Here is a 19,813-nt window from a genome sequence, read left to right on the forward strand (position 1 = left end):
CTTACTAACTCAGCCCCGCGATGGGTTCGCCCTGGTAAATATGGTGAGGTCGATTCTCGGCATCGTGCCAAGCCGCAGCGGCTGGGATTCCCAGTGCATCATAAATCGTGGCGGCAAAGTTCTCGGGTTTCACCGGTTGCTCAGCTGGGTACGCGCCTTGCGCATCAGACTTACCGACCACGTTGCCGCCTCGGATGCCACCGCCCGCAAATAGCACCGATTGAACGGCACCCCAGTGATCGCGACCGGGCAGTTTGTAATGCTTTTCCAACCACGTGATTTGCGGCGTGCGACCAAATTCACCGGCCATGACAATCAACGTCTCGTCCAATTCACCCGTCGATTGCAAATCGTCCAATAGCGCCGAGACAGCTTGGTCGGTCGGAGGAAATAAATTGTTCTTCAAGTGCGGAAACGCGTTGCCGTGTGTATCCCAGGTTTCGTCGTTTCCTAAATTCACTTGCACCAAACTGACGCCGGCACTGACCAACTGCCGCGCCATCAGCAACGACCAACCAAAAGAATTGCGTCCATAGCGATCCAAGTCCTTAGTGTCCGCGTTGGTCACGTCCAATGCCTGATGAACCGCTGACTCGGTCAACAACGACACGGCACCTTGCCGCAGTCGATCAAAATTTTCGACTTGAGCGAATCCCGCGAGCGTCTCACGCTGTCGATTCAATGATTCCAATAACGCCAATCGCCCGTTGATCGCCTTCATTCCCAATCCGTCGGGCAATGAAAGTTGCGGTGCTTGAAACAAGCGTTCGTCGGGTTTGCCGCGATCTTGATGGTCAAACTTATATTCGGGAAACGCACCATAGGATGTATTATGAAACGGCGACGCTTGGATCATCCAAGGATCGTGCCTGGGGCCCATCGAACCTGCATGTTGGCCCGGGATCACGCGACCACTGCTGTGGACCAAACGTTCGGGCAACACCGCGGCGGTTGGCAAATTGTTTTGCTGTCGCGACCGCATCGCGTGACCGGCTACTGCAGCGATCGAAGGGTGATCGGTTCGATTGGACTGGTTAGGACTGAACCCCGTCGGCAACTCAGATCGCCCGGTCAACATGATGTGATGGGCGGCGGAATGTTCGTTGGAGCTATGGGTGAGCGAACGGCATAGCGACCACATTTGGCTACGCTGAGCCAATTTCGGCAGATGCTCGCAAATCTGCAGTCCGGGTGTCTTGGTCGACCGTGGCTGAAACTCGCCGCGAATGTTGTCCGGCGCCTCCGGCTTCATGTCAAAGCTATCGTGTTGCGAAAGTCCACCCGACAAGAAAATGAAGATGCATGATTTGGCTTTACCACTCGGCTGAACACCATCCGCAGCAAACGCCTGGCGCAGTCCGGTCAAATGGTTCATGCCCAGCCCGAGAATCCCTATCGCACCGGCTTGCAGCGCACTACGACGTGACCAGCCAGTGTGTTGATAAGTGTTCGATGGATTTGGAGTGGACTTAGTGGTCATGCGGATGCTCCTGTGTAGAGATTCGAGATCACGCTGCCGTTGAGTAAATGATGGGGACGGTCCAGCGGATCCATCAGCGCAGCATCCGAGTCGACCCCCAAGGCGTTGAAGATCGTGCTGCAAATATCTGCCGGTGACCAGGAATTCGTCACGGGGTACGCTGCCTGAGCGTCAGTCTGGCCGAGCACTTGCCCGCCTCGGATACCTGCGCCGGCGAACAATCCGGAGTAAGCGTGTGCCCAATGATCGCGACCAGGAATCGTTTGGCCGGGGAGTGTTGAGATTTTAGGCGTTCGCCCAAACTCGCCCATCACGATCAACAAAGTATCGTCCAGCAGTCCCGATGCAGTTAAGTCATCAGTCAGTGCGGCGAGGCCTTGATCCAACTGTGGCAACAGCGTGTTCTTGAGCCGGCCCCAATTGTCAACGTGCGTATCCCAAGTTTGCACAATGCCCATTGCCGCTTGCACGACGGGCACTCCGGCTTCGATCATGCGTTTGGACAGCAACAACGATTGACCGAACTTGTTGCGACCATATCGATCACGTGTTTCGTCAGATTCGCGGTTGATCTCAAACGCTTGAGTTAACTTCCCAGAGGTTAGCAAACCATAGGCGAGGTCTTGCTGATCGCGGAGGGAGTCGGTTTCCGGGCCTGCTAAGCTGTTACGTCCGCGGTTGAGATTGTCCAGAAGTTGTCGCCGTGATTGCAGTCGATCCGTAGTGATCCCATCACGCATCGAAAGTGCCTGGATACGAAAGTCCTTTTCGTTTGGATCACCATTGATTTGCCACGGATCATGTTTTGCACCGAGAAATCCCGCATGTTGCCCCGGCCACGTCAGCGGACCTTCGATAAAGTAATTCGGCAACGAAACGCCTGAGGGCAGCCCATCGCCGCGGGGCCGAATGAAGTCCAGCGCGGCGGCAAAGTTTGGAAAGTCGTTGCGCGTTTCAACACGATCTAAATCCGATCCGCCACGCGGTACCGGTGTCGGTCGACCGGTCAGTGCGACGTGGGTCGCCAGCAAATGATTGTGCTCGCGATGTGCCAACGTGCGGACGATGGCCCAGCGATCGGTTTGCTTGGCCAGGATGGGCAAATGCTCACAGACAGTGACGCCTGGGATCGTGGTCGCGATCGGAGCGAACTCGCCACGAACTTCCGTCGGTCCTTCGGGTTTGGGGTCCAGCATATCGAGTTGGCTGGGACCACCGCTGAGCATCACGATCAGCACCGACTTGGCTTTGCCGAACCCAATCGGCTTGGCTTGCGGCGGTTCGGCCGCCGTTGCACTCAGTCTCGGCAGCGACGCCCCTACGACTCCAGCGGCAGCGACACGTAACAAACCACGACGATCTAGTCCATAGAGCGGCTTCAACATGATTGATCACCAAGACAGGCGGGCTGTGAACGAGGATTTGGGGAGGGAGTTCAGGCAGGCGGGTCCCGCATTCTACACGAAACTGACTCGCCAGGAAGCAAATGACTGAAAACACCCTTAGCCGGAGATTTCGAATGGTATTTGAGACGCTTGCTGAGTTCGTCGAGACGATGTATCTCGCACAAACGTTGATTTGTGATGAATGCGAATTGATACAGCGGGTTTGATACAGCGGGTTTGTTTCACACAGCGATCGTGCGAACGCAAATGGATGGGCAGGTGGCGGGGAAGGGATTGGTAAGTACATAGAAACGGATATCGGTTGCACTGATCCCTTTTATTGCAACTGCAGCTGGTTTATGGACAACATTGCTATCACCGACAAAGAAAATAGCAGCGAAAGTCGGTGTGTTGTTTCGTACGTAAGTTACCTGGATTTTGGCATGCGTTTCGGATGGCGATCTTGCCTCATCGGGAATTCATGAAGACGCAATTCTTCATTTGGTTCGGCGTGATGAAAAAAGGCGTCACGCTTGGCCTGGTGGGGAAATAATTGCCCGGGAGGCATCGGATGGTCGGCGACCGCTCGTGAAAACACTGTTCTTGCACCCCACTGGCGGCAATTGGCCGGCCGAGACACCGACACACGGTTGGGTACCGGTTTTGAGCTTGAAAGAGCTGCCTTGGCTAGCCAGGAAACCGGTAAGCGGCCTGCCAGAATCGCTGGGGCGCCCGCTGGCTGATCACGGTGGGAATCTTTCCCGATTTTCTGGTGTTTTGGGGGTCGGCAAGGAGTAAGATTTCGCTAATATGTCGCGACAAATTTGAGCCGGTCTCGGGATCCTTTCGCCTTCCTACGCCAATGCCTGAATCCTCTGCGCTGCCCTCGGGGATGTATTCTCTGTTTTTGGGTGCCTTGATCGTTTATCTGATCGCCATGTACGTGGTTGGCTTTATCGCCCAACGCCGCGTCCGCAACGTTGAGGATTTTGTACTCGCAGGCCGTCGACTACCCACATCGCTGGCAACGATCACGATTATTGCGACGTGGTTTGGTGCCGAGTCGCTGATGACGACCGCGGACGAAGTCGGCAACGAGGGGCTTCGCAAAGCGATGCTCGATCCGATCGGAATCGCAGGCTGTTTGCTGCTAGCCGGTTTGTTTGTCGCTGCACCGATGTGGCGGATGGGAATTTTGACAGTTCCCGATTTCTTTTTCCGCCGGTTTGGAAAAACGGCGGAGATCATGTCGTCGTTAATCATCGTGCCTAGCTATTTTGGCTGGGTTGCCGCCCAGTTTTTTGCCCTCGCCCAATTGCTAGATGTGTTCTTTGGGATTCCCCGAGAATGGGGCATCTTGGCGGTGGCCACGATCGGAACAGGCTACACATTGCTCGGCGGGATGTGGACGATCACGTGGACTGATGCAATTCAGATGTCGTTTATCTTGCTCGGTCTGCTGCTACTCGGACACGCGATCCTGGTGCACTTGGGCGACGGATCGATCATCGAAGGGATTTCGGTGATGCGAACCGAAATTGACGAATCACGCTGGCGGATTGCCGACCCGCCGACCTTTTGGCGGGACACGATGGTCGCGGTCAGTGCGCTCGCCATCGGAGCACTCGGTAATTTGCCGATGCAAGATTTGATGCAGCGGATCTTCTCGGCCAAGAGCGACCAAGTCGCCTCGCGAGCTTGTTTGTGGGCCAGCGCAGGCTATTTGCTGATGGGGATTCTGCCGGTGGGCACGGGAATGGCAGCCCACTTGTTGTTGCCACAGGCCGAAGGTGAACTCGATGGCGTGGTGATCCTGGTCGCCAGCAAGTTGCTAAATCCGGTGTTGCTGCTTGTTTTCTTTCTGGCGATTGTGTCTGCGGTGTTATCGACGATCGTCAGTGCGGTGATGGCACCGTCGGCGGTGATGGCCCACAATTTGGTGGAACCTTTATGGCGCAAGGCACGTTCGACTCCGCCGACCCAATCCGGATTGCTGCGATTGCAGCGTGGGGCAATCGTGGTTGTTACCGCCGCTTCGGCCTGGTTGGCCTATCGTGGGGAAGGCGCCTACGAATTGGTTCAAGGGTCCTACTCGATGGCGCTGGTCAGCTTGGTGGTGCCCTTTTTGATTGGCTTGAGATTCGAGAATATCCCGTCGCTTGCCGCAAAACTTGCGATGTTGTTCGGAATCACGGTCTGGTCTCTGCACATGTTGTTGGGCTGGGAAGTGTTTTTCGAACCGTGGTTGGAGGCGTATGGAATGCCGCTTCCTCACGAATTGGCGGGGACGATCTGCAGTGCGATTGGTTTCGCAATCGGCTGGATGCTGGGGACAACTGACACGGTTGAGACAGACGAAGTCACGGATTGATCGCGGAATCAAGCCCTAATTGAACGCCAACGAGTGGTTTGACGGGTGCGTAAAACAATCCCTGATGCGAGAGTTTGGCGTAAAGATGATCGATTGGCGTTTTGCAGCGAGCGTGATTATCGAGAATATATTTCGCCAGTCCATGCGAGATCAGATAGCCCACCGTACCCAGCGGTGTTTCGCAAACACGGTTGAACGCACCATGTTTTTCCACGACACGGAACTTGCTGTTTTGATCAATGTTTCGTTGTAAATGGATGTAGTCGAACTCACGAGGCAGGGCGTCTCCGATCTCGACCAGTCCGAAGTCGGGCTCGGGCTCGAAACAAAAATCGTCTTCCAAGATGCATGCCCAAGGCAATCGGTAATCGACCACTCGCCGTAGGGCACGCAGATGTGCCAGATAACAGCCAATCTCGCCAATTCGCATCTCACGCAGCGTCTTAGCAGACACCGGCAATTGATCGATTCGCCATTTAGACGCTTCGACGCCGTCGACCACCTCGTACGGCAAATTCAGCGGATGGATTTTGCTCAATCCTGATTGACGGCGACGCGGATCATCGGGCAACGAAATCATGAATAGATGCATTGATGATTTGACCATTCTATTGATGAACCAAAATCGCAAACTGTCGAAGCGAACGAGCGTTGCCGTGTGCGACGGGAATCTTGCCTATGCGACGGCTCATCACGATTCCCGTTGCTGAAACGGTGACTTCATTCATCGCGCGATCATGCACGCAATAGTTCCAGCCTTCCTGCGTCGCGTACCAGAGCTTAGGTTCGCGATGACAGTAAAGGTTCAATGCCATTTGGTCACCCCAGTCGGTGGTTCCCGCAAGCTCGGGCCCCTTTCTCATCCGGTCAGCAGCGGAAAAATAGCGATGCAGTGTTTCTGCGGTGCCGGCTGCAAATCCGCTATTTAAAAATGGATTGCGTTTCAAGAGTCCGAATGCATGATGTCGGTGCCAAGGATCACGAATCGATAGCGACCAAGCCGGTATCACGGCGTTGTGAGGGTAACCTTTGGGTTCGATGACTGCATGGACCACATCAGGCCGCATCGTGATCGAATTCCAAAGTGCGTCCAATCGAGCTTGAAAAACAACATCCGAAACATCCCAGTAGGCCACGGGGGTGTCAGCAGGCAACCGCTTCGTGATCTCGGCAAACTCACGCAGTCGCCGCACTGGCACCATCGTTCCATTGCTAGGTCGAGACACGACTTGGAGATTGCGATGTTGCCGCAAACGAAGCAGTTCGGATGGATACAAGCCGTAGGCAACCGCAATGACCGTGACGTCATTCCCCCAGGCCCGCAGCGAACGCAAAAATTGCTGTTCAAATCGTTTAAGATCACGACGGTCAAACGCCGCAAGCAAACGGGGTGCCGGCGACGCTGTGCCGTTCCCTGTTGATCGCCGACGCATTTTTTCGATTGGCATTCTCGATTTATCTAAATGGGTTGCTCCCGCGATCCGGCAATAGGTGATTCCAATTCCCTGACGCCTTAAATCTTCACAGCAACATGCACATTCGCACTGGTTTGCGGTCGATCGGAATTGAACGGCTTCCAGTACCTTGCCTCGAAACAGAGACGCGCCCATACCGACATGTCCTGCACTGTTGCTTGTCTGGTTTTCGAGGTCGTAGTCCGCAGCAACCGCCCCCAGCGTGGGCGAAATTTCAAGTCGTTTTACCAATGTTGAGATGCATTGGGGATCGAGTATCACGTCATCATCAACAAACATCACCCAGTCCGCTGACGCACGCTGCTTGATCTGATTGCGAGCACGGGCGATTGTTTGCCAGCGATTACGATCGCTGCGATCTGGCCACCCAATACCAATGTGCAAGCGGACATGCACATTGTTTTGATGCTTGATTGCTTCGATCACTTCCGGCTTCGGATTGCTGTGAGGGCGGCACAGCATCAACACATCCACGGTTGGCCGGGGAAAAACATTGCGGCCCATTACAGATGCTCATCGTCGCGATCTAAAAATCCATCGTCGCACATTGATGACGATCGCATGAGCGTCGGATTGTCCAAATGGGGATCGCGAAGCTCGTCGATTTCGAACGCTTGCGTCGAGCGAGTATAGGAATCACAGGGCGACTCAAATTCCCTAGGCATAAAGCCCCCGGGATCACGAGACAGAGATTGTGCAGCCAGATTACTTTGCTTGGCGGCGCCAGCTTGATAATGGTCTTGCGAGCGGTCGCAGGGCAGCGGCGGATAATACTGAGCACTCTCGGCGGCCGTCATCCCAGTTTGCACTTCAAGCAAAGTCGGGCTGAACTCGGGTACATACAAGATGCCAAACAGTCGATCGCCGCTGTTGAGATGCATCTGTAAACCGGGCAGAATCTCGCTCTGAAGCAGCCAAACGCCTTGGTTCCAGTCCAGAACGGCGGGGTTTTTCGGCAAAAAAACTGCACGTATTTCAGTTGCCGAAACGCTGCGGACAATACTAACCCGCGGCGATGGCCGTTCCGTAGCAACGACAAGCGTTTCGCTAGATGCGACGCCGATCGAGGCAACCACTGGCAGTTGTTCTGTCGACGTCAACGTCAGTTCAGCAAGCCGTGGCAACGTTGCTGGAAAAGTCACCGTGCCTGCCAGTAAACGTTGTCGATAGCGTTCTCGATCCATATCCTAGTTCTTCTTCAAAAGGGGGTGCTGAATAGTTTCTTACAATTGCCCTCTTGGTTGGCCATTATATTCCCTCGTTTTACGAACACCTTCTTTTTCAGCCGCAACCGAACAGAATTCACTCATTCGACGAATTTAACGGTCTTCGTCGGGCATGGTTCGTGCAATCCGGAAGGACAGATATACACGTTCGAGATAAGCGGCGTGCCAATTTCGCTGCGATGCGCGGGCATCGAGCGGCTGGTACAAAATCGCGCCGCCACGAGTGGCCATCCTTGTTTCTTTGTCGATGGTAGTGAGTAGGGCCCCAGGATCATCCTCGGGTTCGTGCGAAAACGTCGGATAGGGTACATAAGATGCGTGGCACCATTGCATTGCATTGCCAAGCATGTCAAAGAGCCCATAATCGTTTGGCAACAAACTCGCGACCGGATGCATGACGAAGCCCGAGTTTTCGGCGGTCCATGCGTGTCGTCCCAATCGCTGCGGATTGAACCCAAACCAACGATTTCGATGCGTCCCACCTCGACACGCGAACTCCCATTCCACTTCGGTCGGCAAACGGTAGCCAATCCGTTTGCAAACGTCGTGTTCAAGTTGCATCCCCGGCTCTATTTGGTCCATCGGTGGATAACACATTTGCGACTCGGGTATTCCCTCTTGTTCACTAAGCCAACGACAATATCTTGCCGCCTCGAACCAATTGACACCGATCACGGGACAATCATCGGTCGGCGTATAGCGAGGCGCAAACTGATGATCCGGTTGGAACTTACGGTACTGGGCTGTCGTCACTTGCTGGGATGCAATGGCATACGGACGGTCGATTCGGAAGCAAGCCCGAGGCTCTTTGCCACCATCGCGTCCCGGTTCGGTTGGTAGCGATCCAAGCCACACGGGTACGTCAGGTTGTACCACCACCATTCGATCCCCTGCCACCGAACGGAATTCGCCGCTGACCTCTTGTGTGGACGATGTTTGCAAATCGATTCCCCACGCTTTTTGAATCGATTGGATCGCCGAACGTAGCCCTGGATCCGAGCTCTGCTTATACCAGTGCGGAATATTTGCTTCGACACGATGACGCAGCGATTCCGAAAGCGAATCGGCACGATAGATCGCAAGTGCCATCGCACAGCTTCGACGCAACATGGTTTTTTGACTGACATCTCCAAGTTGGTCGACGAGCCAATCGACGGGTAATTCATACGCTTCGAATGATTCGATGACCGCTCCACGCGTCGCCTCTGCAAATTCATCCTGCATCGCGGAAGCCATCTGTTGCCGATCTCCCAGTTTGAACATGGCAGCCAACATATTTTGCAGCCGATTGCACTTTTCGATTTTTTCTGAAAATTCAGGCAGAGGACGCCACCAAATCGATCCCAATTGAGGAGTTGAATCCTCTGTTGAGGATGCGATTGAAATCGACACCGGATAGTAACCTTGCGCCATTGCGATTCGTGTTTGGCGTAAATGTTCACGTCTTGGTTGGTAAGCAAATCGGTCCACCTCGACAGGTAAATCGGACCACCAAACCGCAGTCACACTGTGTTGCGAATCGGATGACATTCGGGCGTCTGACTGCTGTGACAAAAACGTATTGGAGGGACTGTAACGATACAAGTTATCAATCATGTCCCGGCTTTGGTGCCACGCTTCGCGATATACGATCGACGAGTCTAGCTTCCACCGGACCGATGCAAAATATTTCTCGCCATCAGCTTTGTGATACGTCAGATTGGTTCGCGGGACGTCGATCCCCTGCTCGACCAATGGTCCCCAACCGTGGTCTTCGTGGAAATCATGATGGACGTCGACGTAAATATCGGCATCCACTACCGCTGAATCCTCTGGGACCGCAATCCAAACAGCAGTGAATTTTCCAGTATCTTCGTGGATATAGTAGTGGAGTGTGTCTGGAAAGAAATGCTCGCCTCGATGTGCTTTATTCTTCTCGTAAAGTTCATCAGCACTGACGTCAACGCAATACTTTGACTTGATACCATCGCACAGACTCAGCACCATCCAAAAACGCTGACCATCGATTTGGTAAGGTACCAATTCCGCGATCCGGTAGCCTGCCTCGGCAAGACCCTCGACGACTTCTTCGAGGTTTTCTTCGCCAAGTTTATGAACAAGTATCGCGTGCTTTCCAATCGCCGACTCGGAATCACTCAGTTGTTTGCTGAGCGATTCGTTCAGTGCGACCGGCTTGATTCCCGTCATAACTTCGCGATTGCCAACACACCACCACGGAGATCCCCACGGTTGAGCTAATCGGGCCAAGTGCGAGTCGTTGGCGATTTGATCACGCCATTGCTCTTGTACTGCATGACGACCTAGTTCACCGTACGAGGCGATCGCATCGGTATAAGCGACCACTTCGGATGGGAAAGCGTTTGGCAAATGGGACACGAGCATTTGCAAGTCTTTTTCCCCATATGCAACAAGTAAGTTCGCGGCATTGAGTGATTCGTGTTGCCGAGATTTGTCATTGAGATGCGCATCGAGAAGCGGGACAAGATCGCGACCGATCGGTTTGAAAGCTTCACTCCAACGTTGAATCCACAATGGATTTTCATTCAGCAACAACTTCATTATCCGCGTCAAGTTGACGGGGTCTCGCAATTGATCACTTCGCGTCTCGTCATTGGCCAGCATGCATGCGGCACGGATCAAGGTGTCCTTCGAAGCAAGTTGGGCAGACCAAATTTCCTCGAACGTATCGCCTCCGAGGGACGTTTTGGGGTTGAACCTTTTCGCGATCGTGACGACTTCGTCGACAGGAGCCCAAAGCAAATATTGGGTGATTAACTCGGCTGCATCTGAATTCGAATCGGCGAGTACCAGCGAAGCACGAACTCGATCGGAGATCATCGCGTCCTCGTTTCTGACCAAACGAACAGCTTCTTCCCTCGCGACGTCAGAACTCTTTAGCGATGTTGCCAATACGACAGCGTCATTCATTTTGGCATCAAGCAATCGTTCCATTGCCATCCGACTTGCATTTGCCTCGTTGCGATTGTGTAACCACCGGTACCCGGAATACGCAGAGGCAAACATTACAACAACGATCATCAACCATGACGTGGCGATTCGAAGATGTCGTTTTTTGGCCGCACTCATCATCGTGCGTTGTAGGTCGCTGCAACGTCGCAAGTCGGTGTGCCGGCGGATCGTTAAATACTCACCAAGCGTTGGCAAGGATTGCGACAAAGGTCGACCCCGATACAAATCCGAAAACTCTTCTAAACGCAAACGAGCCTTTCCCTGTTTCGTCGAGCGATTTCGATACTCGATCCATTGGCGGATCGGCGCAATCAAGAAATCATGCGTAAGCTGGTATCCGCTTGAGATGCTTTCGGAATTGTCCGATTGATTCGAATTACCAGAATCGCTCCTCAAGCTGTCATCCACGATTCTATCCGTCGGGGTGATGAGATGCATTTCGCGATCCAGGATCGCCAGCAACTCCCGAAACGAGCTTTTGTCGCGGTAGCACGCCGCATTGGCAAGTTCCTGTTTTGTGCGAACCGAACCTTTGATCCGCGAGGTGGCTTCGGGTAATAATGCTCGCAGCACACTATGGGCACCCTCGGCATGAATCCGTGTACGCCGGCGAGCCAATTCACTATCGAATGTCTCTTCGAGAAAACGCATCCCGAGCCCAATGCCGCCGTCGTCGAACACTCCTTCGGCATGGTCCCACGACCGATTTTTCAACATTTCGGACAACAAAGCCAGTTGGACACAGATGACGCGTCCATCGGATTCGAGATACTGAACCGCTTGATCTAAAAACTGATTCTGACTTGGGGACATTTTTTCAATCGATTCCGGCCACTTGCCATAAGCGGCCCCGAACAACGCCAGCACACGTCGGGCATGGGACTCGTCGAACAGGTCCACTGCGGTGGCATTAACATTTTCGGCAATGGTTTGATCAAGCGATTGCATCAGTCGTGTGATGCCCATCCAGAAATCGTCACGAACCATCAAGATGCACTGCAGATACTCGCCGTCACACTGCCGTAACGCTTGAACCAACGCTTCACGAGAGCCATCGGGATTCGCAAACAGCCATTGCTCGAATTGGTCAATAAAGATGACGACACGTCGTCGCTGTAGACGCCGGATCATGGCAAACGACTCGACAACGTCGAGTTGCTCGCCCTGAGATTCATTGCGAATCAAAGACAGCCTGGAAACAATCTGGTCATGCAGTGTTCGTTCGGTATCCTCAGCCGTTGCTTGAATGTAGATAGAAACAACATCGTCGGGTAAACGTGGAATGATGCCAGCGCGAGCAAGCGAAGTTTTCCCGCAGCCACTGGGCCCATAAATCACGCCGACGGACACGGGTTGGGTGTCATCCGCCGGGTCAAACTTGGAAAGCCAAAAACGCACAATTTCCGGCATACCGTCACGATCACGAGGTCCCGGCAACAATTGCAGGAAGAAATCTGCATCGCGAGTGTCAAACGGCCGGAGTCCTTTCGGAACCACTCGTGGCACTGTGAGAGCACTGGAGCTTGGACGAATCACGCCGAGCGATTGGGGGGCCTGCGTCGTCGTAAAGTTTTGTCCTCCTGAATGCGAAGGGATCAAAACACCTTGTATGGAAAGCCATTGCCTAAGATCACTAGCGAAGGCTTCTCCGGTTGGATAACGTTCGCTTATCGACTTGGACAATCCTTTTAAACAGATCCGCGAAAGTTCGCTAGGAATGTTCGCGTCAAGTCGCCCCGGGTGGATTGGCTCGCTATACATAATCTCTTCATATAACCCTTCCTCCAACGTGGATTGAAAAGGACGCTTGCCCGTCAGCAATTCGTACATCACCACGGCCATCGAATAGATATCCGAACGTCCGTCGACACGGTGCCCCTCGCCGCGTGCTTGCTCGGGGCTCATGTAGGCGGGGGTGCCCACATAAGCAGGGCCGCCGCGCGGATCCACATCACGCAGAGCCAAACCAAAGTCGGCAACGTAAGGACGACCCTCTTCGTCAATCAAAATATTGCTAGGTTTGATGTCACGATGGACAACGCCGTGTTTGTGCGCGAACGCAATCGCATCGGCGACCTGAGTAAGCAAGATCGCGATCGTGTCGTAGGTCGGACGTTGCCGGATCGTCCACTGAGACAAATCGCAACCACGAATTCGTTTGGTTACGATGTAGCAAGCAATCTTCGGTGTGCTGGCGGCACGGTAGACCGGGATAATGTTGGGATGGTCCAAACTGGCGATCGCTCGCGCTTCACGCAAATACAGATTTGCTGTGGTCTTCTTGGAGACAAGCGAATGATGCGGGATCTTGAGTGCCACATCGCGTTGTAGCGTCGTGTCGTAAGCAAGATAGACGGTCCCAAAGCCACCACGGCCTAGCACTTCACGAATTAAAAATTCTTCGATCTTTTCCGGGGCCGTCTCGGCAGGTGCATCCGGCGCAGGCCCCATAAAATCGAACGTTAGCGAGTCGCCGCTTTTTGTTTTCTTGGGTTCCACGTAGTCGCTTTCGGAGCAAGAGGGCTAACGGCGATTGAGGCTTCACGCTCGTCAAGTCCTCACCTTGTTGATATCAGTAACGTGCTCAACCGCAATTGTAGCAAAGATCCCCCCCAACCGAGAAAGGCGACGCAAACAACATTTCCGTAAGAACACGCTGTTTGAAAACTGTCTTTCCGCTTACAGGGGAACCACAATTTGGCTGCGATCTATCTGGAAACACGAATTGGACCCTCCCGCATCTTGATGCAGCGTTTGGGGCTAGGGATCGGCTACGCGGCATCGACAGTTCATCGGCACATTCGCAGGTGGACATCTCCTAGTACGTCAATCAATATAGAACATATTGCTCCTTTGCTTTCCACTCTCGAGAATTCTTGATGCGAACCGAACCATTATCCTACCTCACCGTGCTAGCTCTCTCGCTTTTCACCCTATTGCCATCGTTGGCTGAAGAGGCTGAGAAAAAGTCGGCGGACGATACGAGTAAAGAACAAAAGGCCGTCAAAATCGATGGCGTCTTTGAATCGCTATCGAGTCACGAGATCGCGGCAAACTCGGAGCAGATCGATTCGTATGTGATCAAGCGAATCTTGCCGCACGGAGCGGCGGTCAAAAAGGACGCCGCAGTCGTCTGGTTTGAGACCAAAGAGATCGATGAAAAGATCAGCAAGGCAGAATTCGATCTAGCGCTCGCCAAGCTGGCGTCTGAAGAAGCCGATTTTAGTTTTGAACAATTTCGCGAACAACAAGAACTTGATCGCAAAGCAGCTGAGTTAACACGCAAAGAGGCGAGGCAGGCTTATGACAACTATGTCGATGTCGATCGCGAACAGCAAATTATGTCGGCCGAGTTCCAGCTAAAGCGTTCCGAAGAGTCACTCGAGTACGCGGAAGAAGAGCTGAACCAGCTCCAAAAGATGTACGAGGAAGACGACCTGACCGAAGAGTCCGAAGAAATTGTGCTCAAGCGTGCTCGCCGCGCGGTGGAGCAAGCAAAATACAGCCTGGAATTGGCCAAAACACGCACCCAGCGGACGCTTGAGCAAACGATCCCTAGTCAACTGGAGAAGGAAAAAGCAACCCTTGCACGCGCAGAGCTCGCGTTTGCCAAAACAGTCCAAGATCTGAAGGCTGCACGTCTGAAACGTGACATCGAGCGACGTCGACAGAAAACGGAACTCGAGAAGCAACAAACCGACTTCAAAGCATTGCAAGCCGAACGCCGTGGTCTTGTGCTCAGCTCGCCGATCGATGGACTGGTTTATCACGGCCAATTGACTCGCGGGAAACTGGGGGACAAGGCTAGCACCTTCGATGTGAAATCCAAAGTCACGGCGAGACAAGTGGTGGCAACAATTGTGCAACCCGATCGTTTGCGTATCACCGCTGACATCAGCGAGGATCAACGGGCCAAAGTCAATGTTGGCATGAAAGGATCGGCGATTCCGAAAGCGTTTCCCGAGCTGAAAATCCCCGTCACCATTCAATCGATTGCTAAAGTGCCTTATGCCGCCAACAAGATCGAGTGTGTGTTGGTGATCAATGGCAAAGTCAAAAATGCAGAACTCGTGCCTGGAATGACTAGCAGCATCGAGTTTGAAAAGGCGGGCAAGGAATGAGCGGGGCAAGAGATTGGTTCAAAGCCATCGTGCTGATCACCACGACCGTCACGATAAGTGCATCGGTCGTTGCGGAAGAGGCGGCGATTGCTGAACCGTCGCCAACTCGGTTGCAGAAGCTCGACTTCAGCAAACCTCCGACGCTGCCTGAGGTTGACGCTCCAAGTGCCGAAACGATTGAGCAATCGATTCGCAAAGGTGTCGACTTCTTAGTGACGGATCAAAACCCCAACGGGTCATGGGGATCGGCGACCAAAACAAAAGACTTGAACATCTACGCCCCCGTCCCTGGCGCCCATCATGCATTCCGCACCGCGACGACTTCGCTGTGCATTTCGTCGCTGATCGAGTGTGCCGCCAGTGATAACGATGCCGCGCAGTCCGCGATCGATAAGGCGGAAGCGTGGTTGTTCGAGTATCTGCCAAGACTGCGTCGTGCCGATGGCACCGCGATGTACAACGTGTGGGGGCACCTGTATTCGATCGAAGCCTTGGTCCAGCTGCACAAACGGCATGCGGGTGATACTCAGAAGATCGCTCAAATCCGATCCTTGATCGAGCAGCAGTATGACATGCTGCGGCGATACGAGTCGGTCGATGGCGGTTGGGGCTATTATGATTTTCGTTATCAAGCCAAACGGCCGACATCCAGTTCGATCAGCTTTGTCGGCGGGGCTGCATTGGTTGCAATGCAGCAAGCACAATCGATTGGGATCGATCCACCGCAGGATGTCGTCGACCGCGCCGTGGCCGCAATCAAGCGACAACAAAAGCCCGACTTCACCTATTTGTATGGCGAGTATTTGAAAGACCGCCCGATGCGTGAGATTAATCGCCCCGGTGGGTCGCTTGGCCGTTCGCAGTGCTGTAACCTCGCGCTACGCTATTGGGGTGACACGACGGTCACGGACAACGTGCTAAAGCATTGGCTGTATCGGCTATACGAACGAAATGGCTGGTTGGACATTGGCCGCAAACGCCCGATACCGCATGAATCATGGTTCCAGGTCGCAGGCTACTTTTATTACTTTGGCCACTACTATGGGGCTATGTGTATAGAGCAGTTGCCGGTTGCAGAGCGTGCCCCCTATCAAGCGATGCTGGCGGATTTAATCGTTCCACTGCAAGAAAAGAACGGATGTTGGTGGGACTATCCGCTGTACGATTATCACCGTCCCTACGGCACGGCGATGGCCACGATGACGCTGAAGCGATGCTTGCCCGCAGAGTAAAGTTTGTTCAATCGTTAAGAGTCCGATTCACGCGTAGCGAAAGTCGCCAAGACTTTTGGATTGCCGGGGTGCCGAAACTCTTGGCGAGTTTCGCTACGACAGTTATCGATTGCCACTAGCTGCGAATCATGCGGATCAGGTCATCGTTGGAAAGTTTCGCGGCGGCCTCGGTTCCTTCCATCACACCGGCGACGAGGTCACGCTTGGATTCGTGCATTGCCAGGATCTCTTCCTCGATCGTTCCCTTGGCGATGATGCGGTAGACCATCACCGGTTTGTCTTGCCCATAGCGATGGGCTCGGTCGGTGGCTTGATCTTCCACCGCCGGATTCCACCACGGATCCATGTGGATCACATAGTCGGCCGCGGTCAAATTCAAACCGGTCCCGCCCGCTTTCAGCGAGATCAAGAACACATTGGCGGTCCCTTCCTGGAAACGGTCGACCGCTTGTTGACGTGCCTTGGCGGGCGTCGAACCGTCCAAGTATTCGTACGTGATTCCGCGTGCATCGAGTGCCGCTCGGATCAATGCCAAATGGGCGGTGAATTGGCTGAACACAAGCGCGCGGTGTCCTTCTTCGCGAAGACTATCGAGCGTTTCGCAAAGCTGGTCCAGTTTCGCCGACGATTCGGTCCAGCTTTCATTGACCAACCCGGCATGGCAAGATATTTGACGAAGCCGCGTGAGCATCGCCAGAATTTTGAACCGCTGGTCTTTGATTTCGGTTTGCGATTCGAGCTGTTCGATTTCGCCAATCGCAACCCGCCGCACCTTCTCGTACTCGGCGCGTTCGGCGGGGCTAAGGTCGACATACAAGTTCATTTCCGTTCGCGGTGGCAGTTCCGTCAGCACCTCGGATTTTGTCCGTCGCAACACAAACGGCTTCAATCGCTCGGCCAACGCCATCCGGCTGGCTTCGTCGCTCTGTTTTTCAATCGGCAAGGCAAATCGTTTGCGGAAATGATCCCAGCCGCCAAACACGCCGGGGGACACGACATGGAATAGACTCCATAGTTCGCCGAGATGATTTTCGACGGGCGTTCCTGTCAGTGCCACGATCCAGTCGGCTTTGAGTGCGGCAATTGCCTTGGATGTCTTGCTGCGACTATTTTTGATCGCCTGCGCCTCGTCAAGCACGATCGTGCCCCATTGGACTTTTGCCAATGCCTCGGCGTCGCGAAGGACCAACCCGTAGCTGCAGATGACAAGGTTGCCAGGACCCACCGACGGCAGGAACTCTTCTCGCTCGGTTTCGCGGTACAGGTGCACGTTCAAATCCGGAGCGAACCGCCCAGCTTCGCGAGCCCAGTTGAATCCGACCGAGGTCGGGGCGATCACCAAGGTGGGGCCGATTTCGGATCGATCCAACAGAACGGCAAGCGTTTGCAGCGTTTTGCCCAATCCCATGTCATCGGCCAAGATGCCACCGACGCCCCATTCGGCGAGACGACGCATCCATTTGTAGCCATCGATTTGATAGTCACGCAGCGTCGCGTCAAGATTTTTGGGTAGCGAGGGATTCAGTTTTTCGGCGCGGTTGAGCCGGGTCAAACATTTCTGCCACGATTTGGCCGCTTTGATTTCGATGTCCGATTCCATCAGATCACGGATCGCCGGCGCCGCGGTGGCATCAAGCTTCAGCGTTTGACGATCCGCGTGCGTCGCATCATGCAGGCGATTGAGCCGTTTGCGAAGCGAATCGGAAATGCGAGCCCAACCTCCGTCACCAACTCGGATGAAGTCGCCCTCGATGCTGTCGGCGGTTACGGATGAGAGTCCATCCAGCAGTTCTTTGAGCGGGACTTTCTTGTCGCCAAAATCACACTCGCCGGTGATGCCAAACCAATTCCGCTTGCTGGTGATATCGACGCGGACATTTTTGCTGGAAAGGCTGCCCAAAACCGTGATTGGTTTCTCGCTCCTTTTATCCCACAGGACCTCGATATTAAGCTCGCTTGATTGCAGCCGTTCAATGACGCTCAGCGCCGTGCGGAAATCGGTAATCGTGCCGAATCCGGTGCTGTCGTCGATCTCCAGATCAAGCGACTCGGCGATCTGTTGAGCTCGCTGAAACTCTTCCGTAGCAAACCGCTGGACCTGGATCGATTTTCCGTCTCGCTCGATTGTAACGACCATCGGATCTGCCCCCGGGCGTCGCAGTATTCCGCCTGCATCGCGGAAACGAATGCCATAGTCCATTGCACCGTCACTGCGTGATCGCAGCAACAAGGCAAGCTTTGCCGGTTCTTGGATGATCGGCCCGGCATGCGATTCAGGCAAACGCAACGAGATTCGTTTTTGCAGCGGACGCACCTTCTCGATCACCGCGTCGATTTGGTCGTCGTCGAATTGACCAAGTCCGACGGCATCACGCATGAGCTCGACGTTCTCGCCATTCATTTCGCTCAGATACAAGACATGGTTGACCGAGTCGATGCTCAAGAATGCATCAGGAGTGCAAAGCAATTTTGCTTCTCGTATTTTTCCGTTTTCATCGGTAAAGCCAAACGCCCATTTCCCGCCTTGCTTCAGCGGCAACAGGGCTAGATAAATGGGGACTCGAACGATCCGGCAGGGTTCGCCATCGAACATCACATTGGGTTGATTGACGAGCAGAGGCATCGCGTGAAACGCATCCAGAATCAATCCCGCTCCGCCGTAGTAGTAATCCTCGTTGTCACGAGCGATACCCGCGACCACCCGACGGTCCGCGGTTGTTAACGGCAGATCGACCTCTTTAACGATCCGTTCCAACGACAACTTTTTGCCTTTGGTATAGCCACCGCCCCGTTTTTTCTGCATTTGCAGCACGGGAGCAACGGAAATATATCCGTCTTCGAATTTGAAATCCCATGCGACACGCTGAACACGTTGCTCTTGAAGAACCGGTAAGCTGTCGTCACCCGAGGCGACGTCATCGGATGTCAGCGAGGATTCAAAATCCAGCAACGCGTTTAATCGCCGAATCGCTCGCTCTTTTAAATCGACCTGGAAGCGATCGTAGTTTGCTTTGCCCTTGGCAAACGTTCCCTGGATGATGTTTCGCGATAGAGGCGAGTTCTGGAATTCCAGTTGGTCCAACAAGTAATCAACGAATTCATATTGATGCAGACAAGCCTGCTTGCCCACTGCGTCGTCACAATTGCATCCCGTTGATTGCTCGGCATCGTCGACTCTGGCAAACACTTCGAACTTGTTTCGTGCAGCGACAGCGACACCATGAAATTCTCCCGTCGAGAAAACCTGCTCGGCGGAATAGCGGATGTGGCTAAAGTTGCTCTGTCGGGCGATCGCATGGGGAAACGCATCGAGAATATCGACCAACCGGTCGTGCCACTGCGAATACCGGCGTCGGCCTGCGTTGGGATCGATTTTGGGAGGCAATAAAAAAGAGGGCAAGTTCGCGTCATCTGCCGATGCTCTTGCCTTTGCTAGTTGGGCAAGTGCCGCCCGCATGGCTTGTGGGTTTAAAGATCCGTCTTTCATTGCAGCAAGCCTTGGCGTGAATCGTAACGCGGCGTCATGGTCGCTCGACCAAGATTTGGCCGCTTG

The 19,813-nt window shown here is 53.8% G+C and carries 10 protein-coding genes; 3 read left to right on the forward strand and 7 right to left on the reverse strand.

Features of this window, described 5'->3' with window-relative positions; genetic code table 11:
* Positions 1–4: 4 nt before the first annotated feature.
* Positions 5–1,480, reverse strand: a complete 1,476-nt coding sequence (locus tag SH528x_RS07395; protein WP_442509879.1) for a DUF1501 domain-containing protein — start codon at positions 1,478–1,480, stop codon at positions 5–7.
* Positions 1,477–2,865, reverse strand: coding sequence for a DUF1501 domain-containing protein (locus SH528x_RS07400; RefSeq protein ID WP_442509880.1), 1,389 nt, complete (start codon positions 2,863–2,865; stop codon positions 1,477–1,479). Before SH528x_RS07400 ends, SH528x_RS07395 begins: the two co-directional genes overlap by 4 nt.
* Before the next feature lie 862 nt (positions 2,866–3,727).
* On the opposite strand from SH528x_RS07400, the gene SH528x_RS07405 reads away from it, so the two are divergent.
* Complete coding sequence (locus SH528x_RS07405) at positions 3,728–5,236, forward strand: sodium:solute symporter family protein (RefSeq protein WP_442509881.1); 1,509 nt, start codon at positions 3,728–3,730, stop codon at positions 5,234–5,236.
* Here the strand turns inward: SH528x_RS07405 and SH528x_RS07410 are convergent.
* The 4 genes from SH528x_RS07410 to SH528x_RS07425 form a co-directional block, all read right to left on the reverse strand.
* Positions 5,226–5,843 (reverse strand): glycosyltransferase family 25 protein, encoded by a 618-nt coding sequence (locus SH528x_RS07410; RefSeq protein ID WP_442509882.1) that lies wholly within the window; start codon positions 5,841–5,843, stop codon positions 5,226–5,228. The genes SH528x_RS07405 and SH528x_RS07410 overlap by 11 nt on opposite strands.
* Position 5,844: 1 nt before the next feature.
* Positions 5,845–7,215: a glycosyltransferase gene (locus tag SH528x_RS07415; protein WP_442509883.1), complete on the reverse strand. Its 1,371-nt coding sequence runs from the start codon at positions 7,213–7,215 to the stop codon at positions 5,845–5,847.
* Positions 7,215–7,895, reverse strand: a complete 681-nt coding sequence (locus SH528x_RS07420; RefSeq protein WP_442509884.1) for a hypothetical protein — start codon at positions 7,893–7,895, stop codon at positions 7,215–7,217. Before SH528x_RS07420 ends, SH528x_RS07415 begins: the two co-directional genes overlap by 1 nt.
* 135 nt (positions 7,896–8,030) lie before the next feature.
* Entirely contained in the window at positions 8,031–13,406 is a 5,376-nt protein-coding gene (locus tag SH528x_RS07425; protein WP_442509885.1) for a protein kinase domain-containing protein, read from the reverse strand.
* 380 nt (positions 13,407–13,786) lie between these two features.
* On the opposite strand from SH528x_RS07425, the gene SH528x_RS07430 reads away from it, so the two are divergent.
* Positions 13,787–15,028 (forward strand): HlyD family efflux transporter periplasmic adaptor subunit, encoded by a 1,242-nt coding sequence (locus tag SH528x_RS07430; protein ID WP_442509886.1) that lies wholly within the window; start codon positions 13,787–13,789, stop codon positions 15,026–15,028.
* Entirely contained in the window at positions 15,025–16,260 is a 1,236-nt protein-coding gene (locus SH528x_RS07435) for a prenyltransferase/squalene oxidase repeat-containing protein (RefSeq protein WP_442509887.1), read from the forward strand. Before SH528x_RS07430 ends, SH528x_RS07435 begins: the two co-directional genes overlap by 4 nt.
* Before the next feature lie 115 nt (positions 16,261–16,375).
* Here the strand turns inward: SH528x_RS07435 and SH528x_RS07440 are convergent, their stop codons facing one another.
* The gene (locus SH528x_RS07440; protein ID WP_442509888.1) at positions 16,376–19,747 is read right to left on the reverse strand and encodes a DEAD/DEAH box helicase; all 3,372 of its coding nucleotides are present in this window, start codon (positions 19,745–19,747) and stop codon (positions 16,376–16,378) included.
* Between the last annotated feature and the right edge of the window lie 66 nt (positions 19,748–19,813).

It is taken from the genome of Novipirellula methanifontis (assembly GCF_052161655.1).
GTDB lineage: Bacteria > Planctomycetota > Planctomycetia > Pirellulales > Pirellulaceae > Novipirellula.

What these genes read in the sequence shown, in the direction of transcription:
- SH528x_RS07395 (WP_442509879.1), bottom strand. Translation starts at nt 1,480, where the DNA reads ATGACCACTAAGTCCACTCCAAATCCATCGAACACTTATCAACACACT.
- SH528x_RS07400 (WP_442509880.1), bottom strand. Translation starts at nt 2,865, where the DNA reads ATGTTGAAGCCGCTCTATGGACTAGATCGTCGTGGTTTGTTACGTGTC.
- SH528x_RS07405 (WP_442509881.1), top strand. Translation starts at nt 3,728, where the DNA reads ATGCCTGAATCCTCTGCGCTGCCCTCGGGGATGTATTCTCTGTTTTTG.
- SH528x_RS07410 (WP_442509882.1), bottom strand. Translation starts at nt 5,843, where the DNA reads ATGGTCAAATCATCAATGCATCTATTCATGATTTCGTTGCCCGATGAT.
- SH528x_RS07415 (WP_442509883.1), bottom strand. Translation starts at nt 7,215, where the DNA reads ATGGGCCGCAATGTTTTTCCCCGGCCAACCGTGGATGTGTTGATGCTG.
- SH528x_RS07420 (WP_442509884.1), bottom strand. Translation starts at nt 7,895, where the DNA reads ATGGATCGAGAACGCTATCGACAACGTTTACTGGCAGGCACGGTGACT.
- SH528x_RS07430 (WP_442509886.1), top strand. Translation starts at nt 13,787, where the DNA reads ATGCGAACCGAACCATTATCCTACCTCACCGTGCTAGCTCTCTCGCTT.
- SH528x_RS07435 (WP_442509887.1), top strand. Translation starts at nt 15,025, where the DNA reads ATGAGCGGGGCAAGAGATTGGTTCAAAGCCATCGTGCTGATCACCACG.
- SH528x_RS07440 (WP_442509888.1), bottom strand. Translation starts at nt 19,747, where the DNA reads ATGAAAGACGGATCTTTAAACCCACAAGCCATGCGGGCGGCACTTGCC.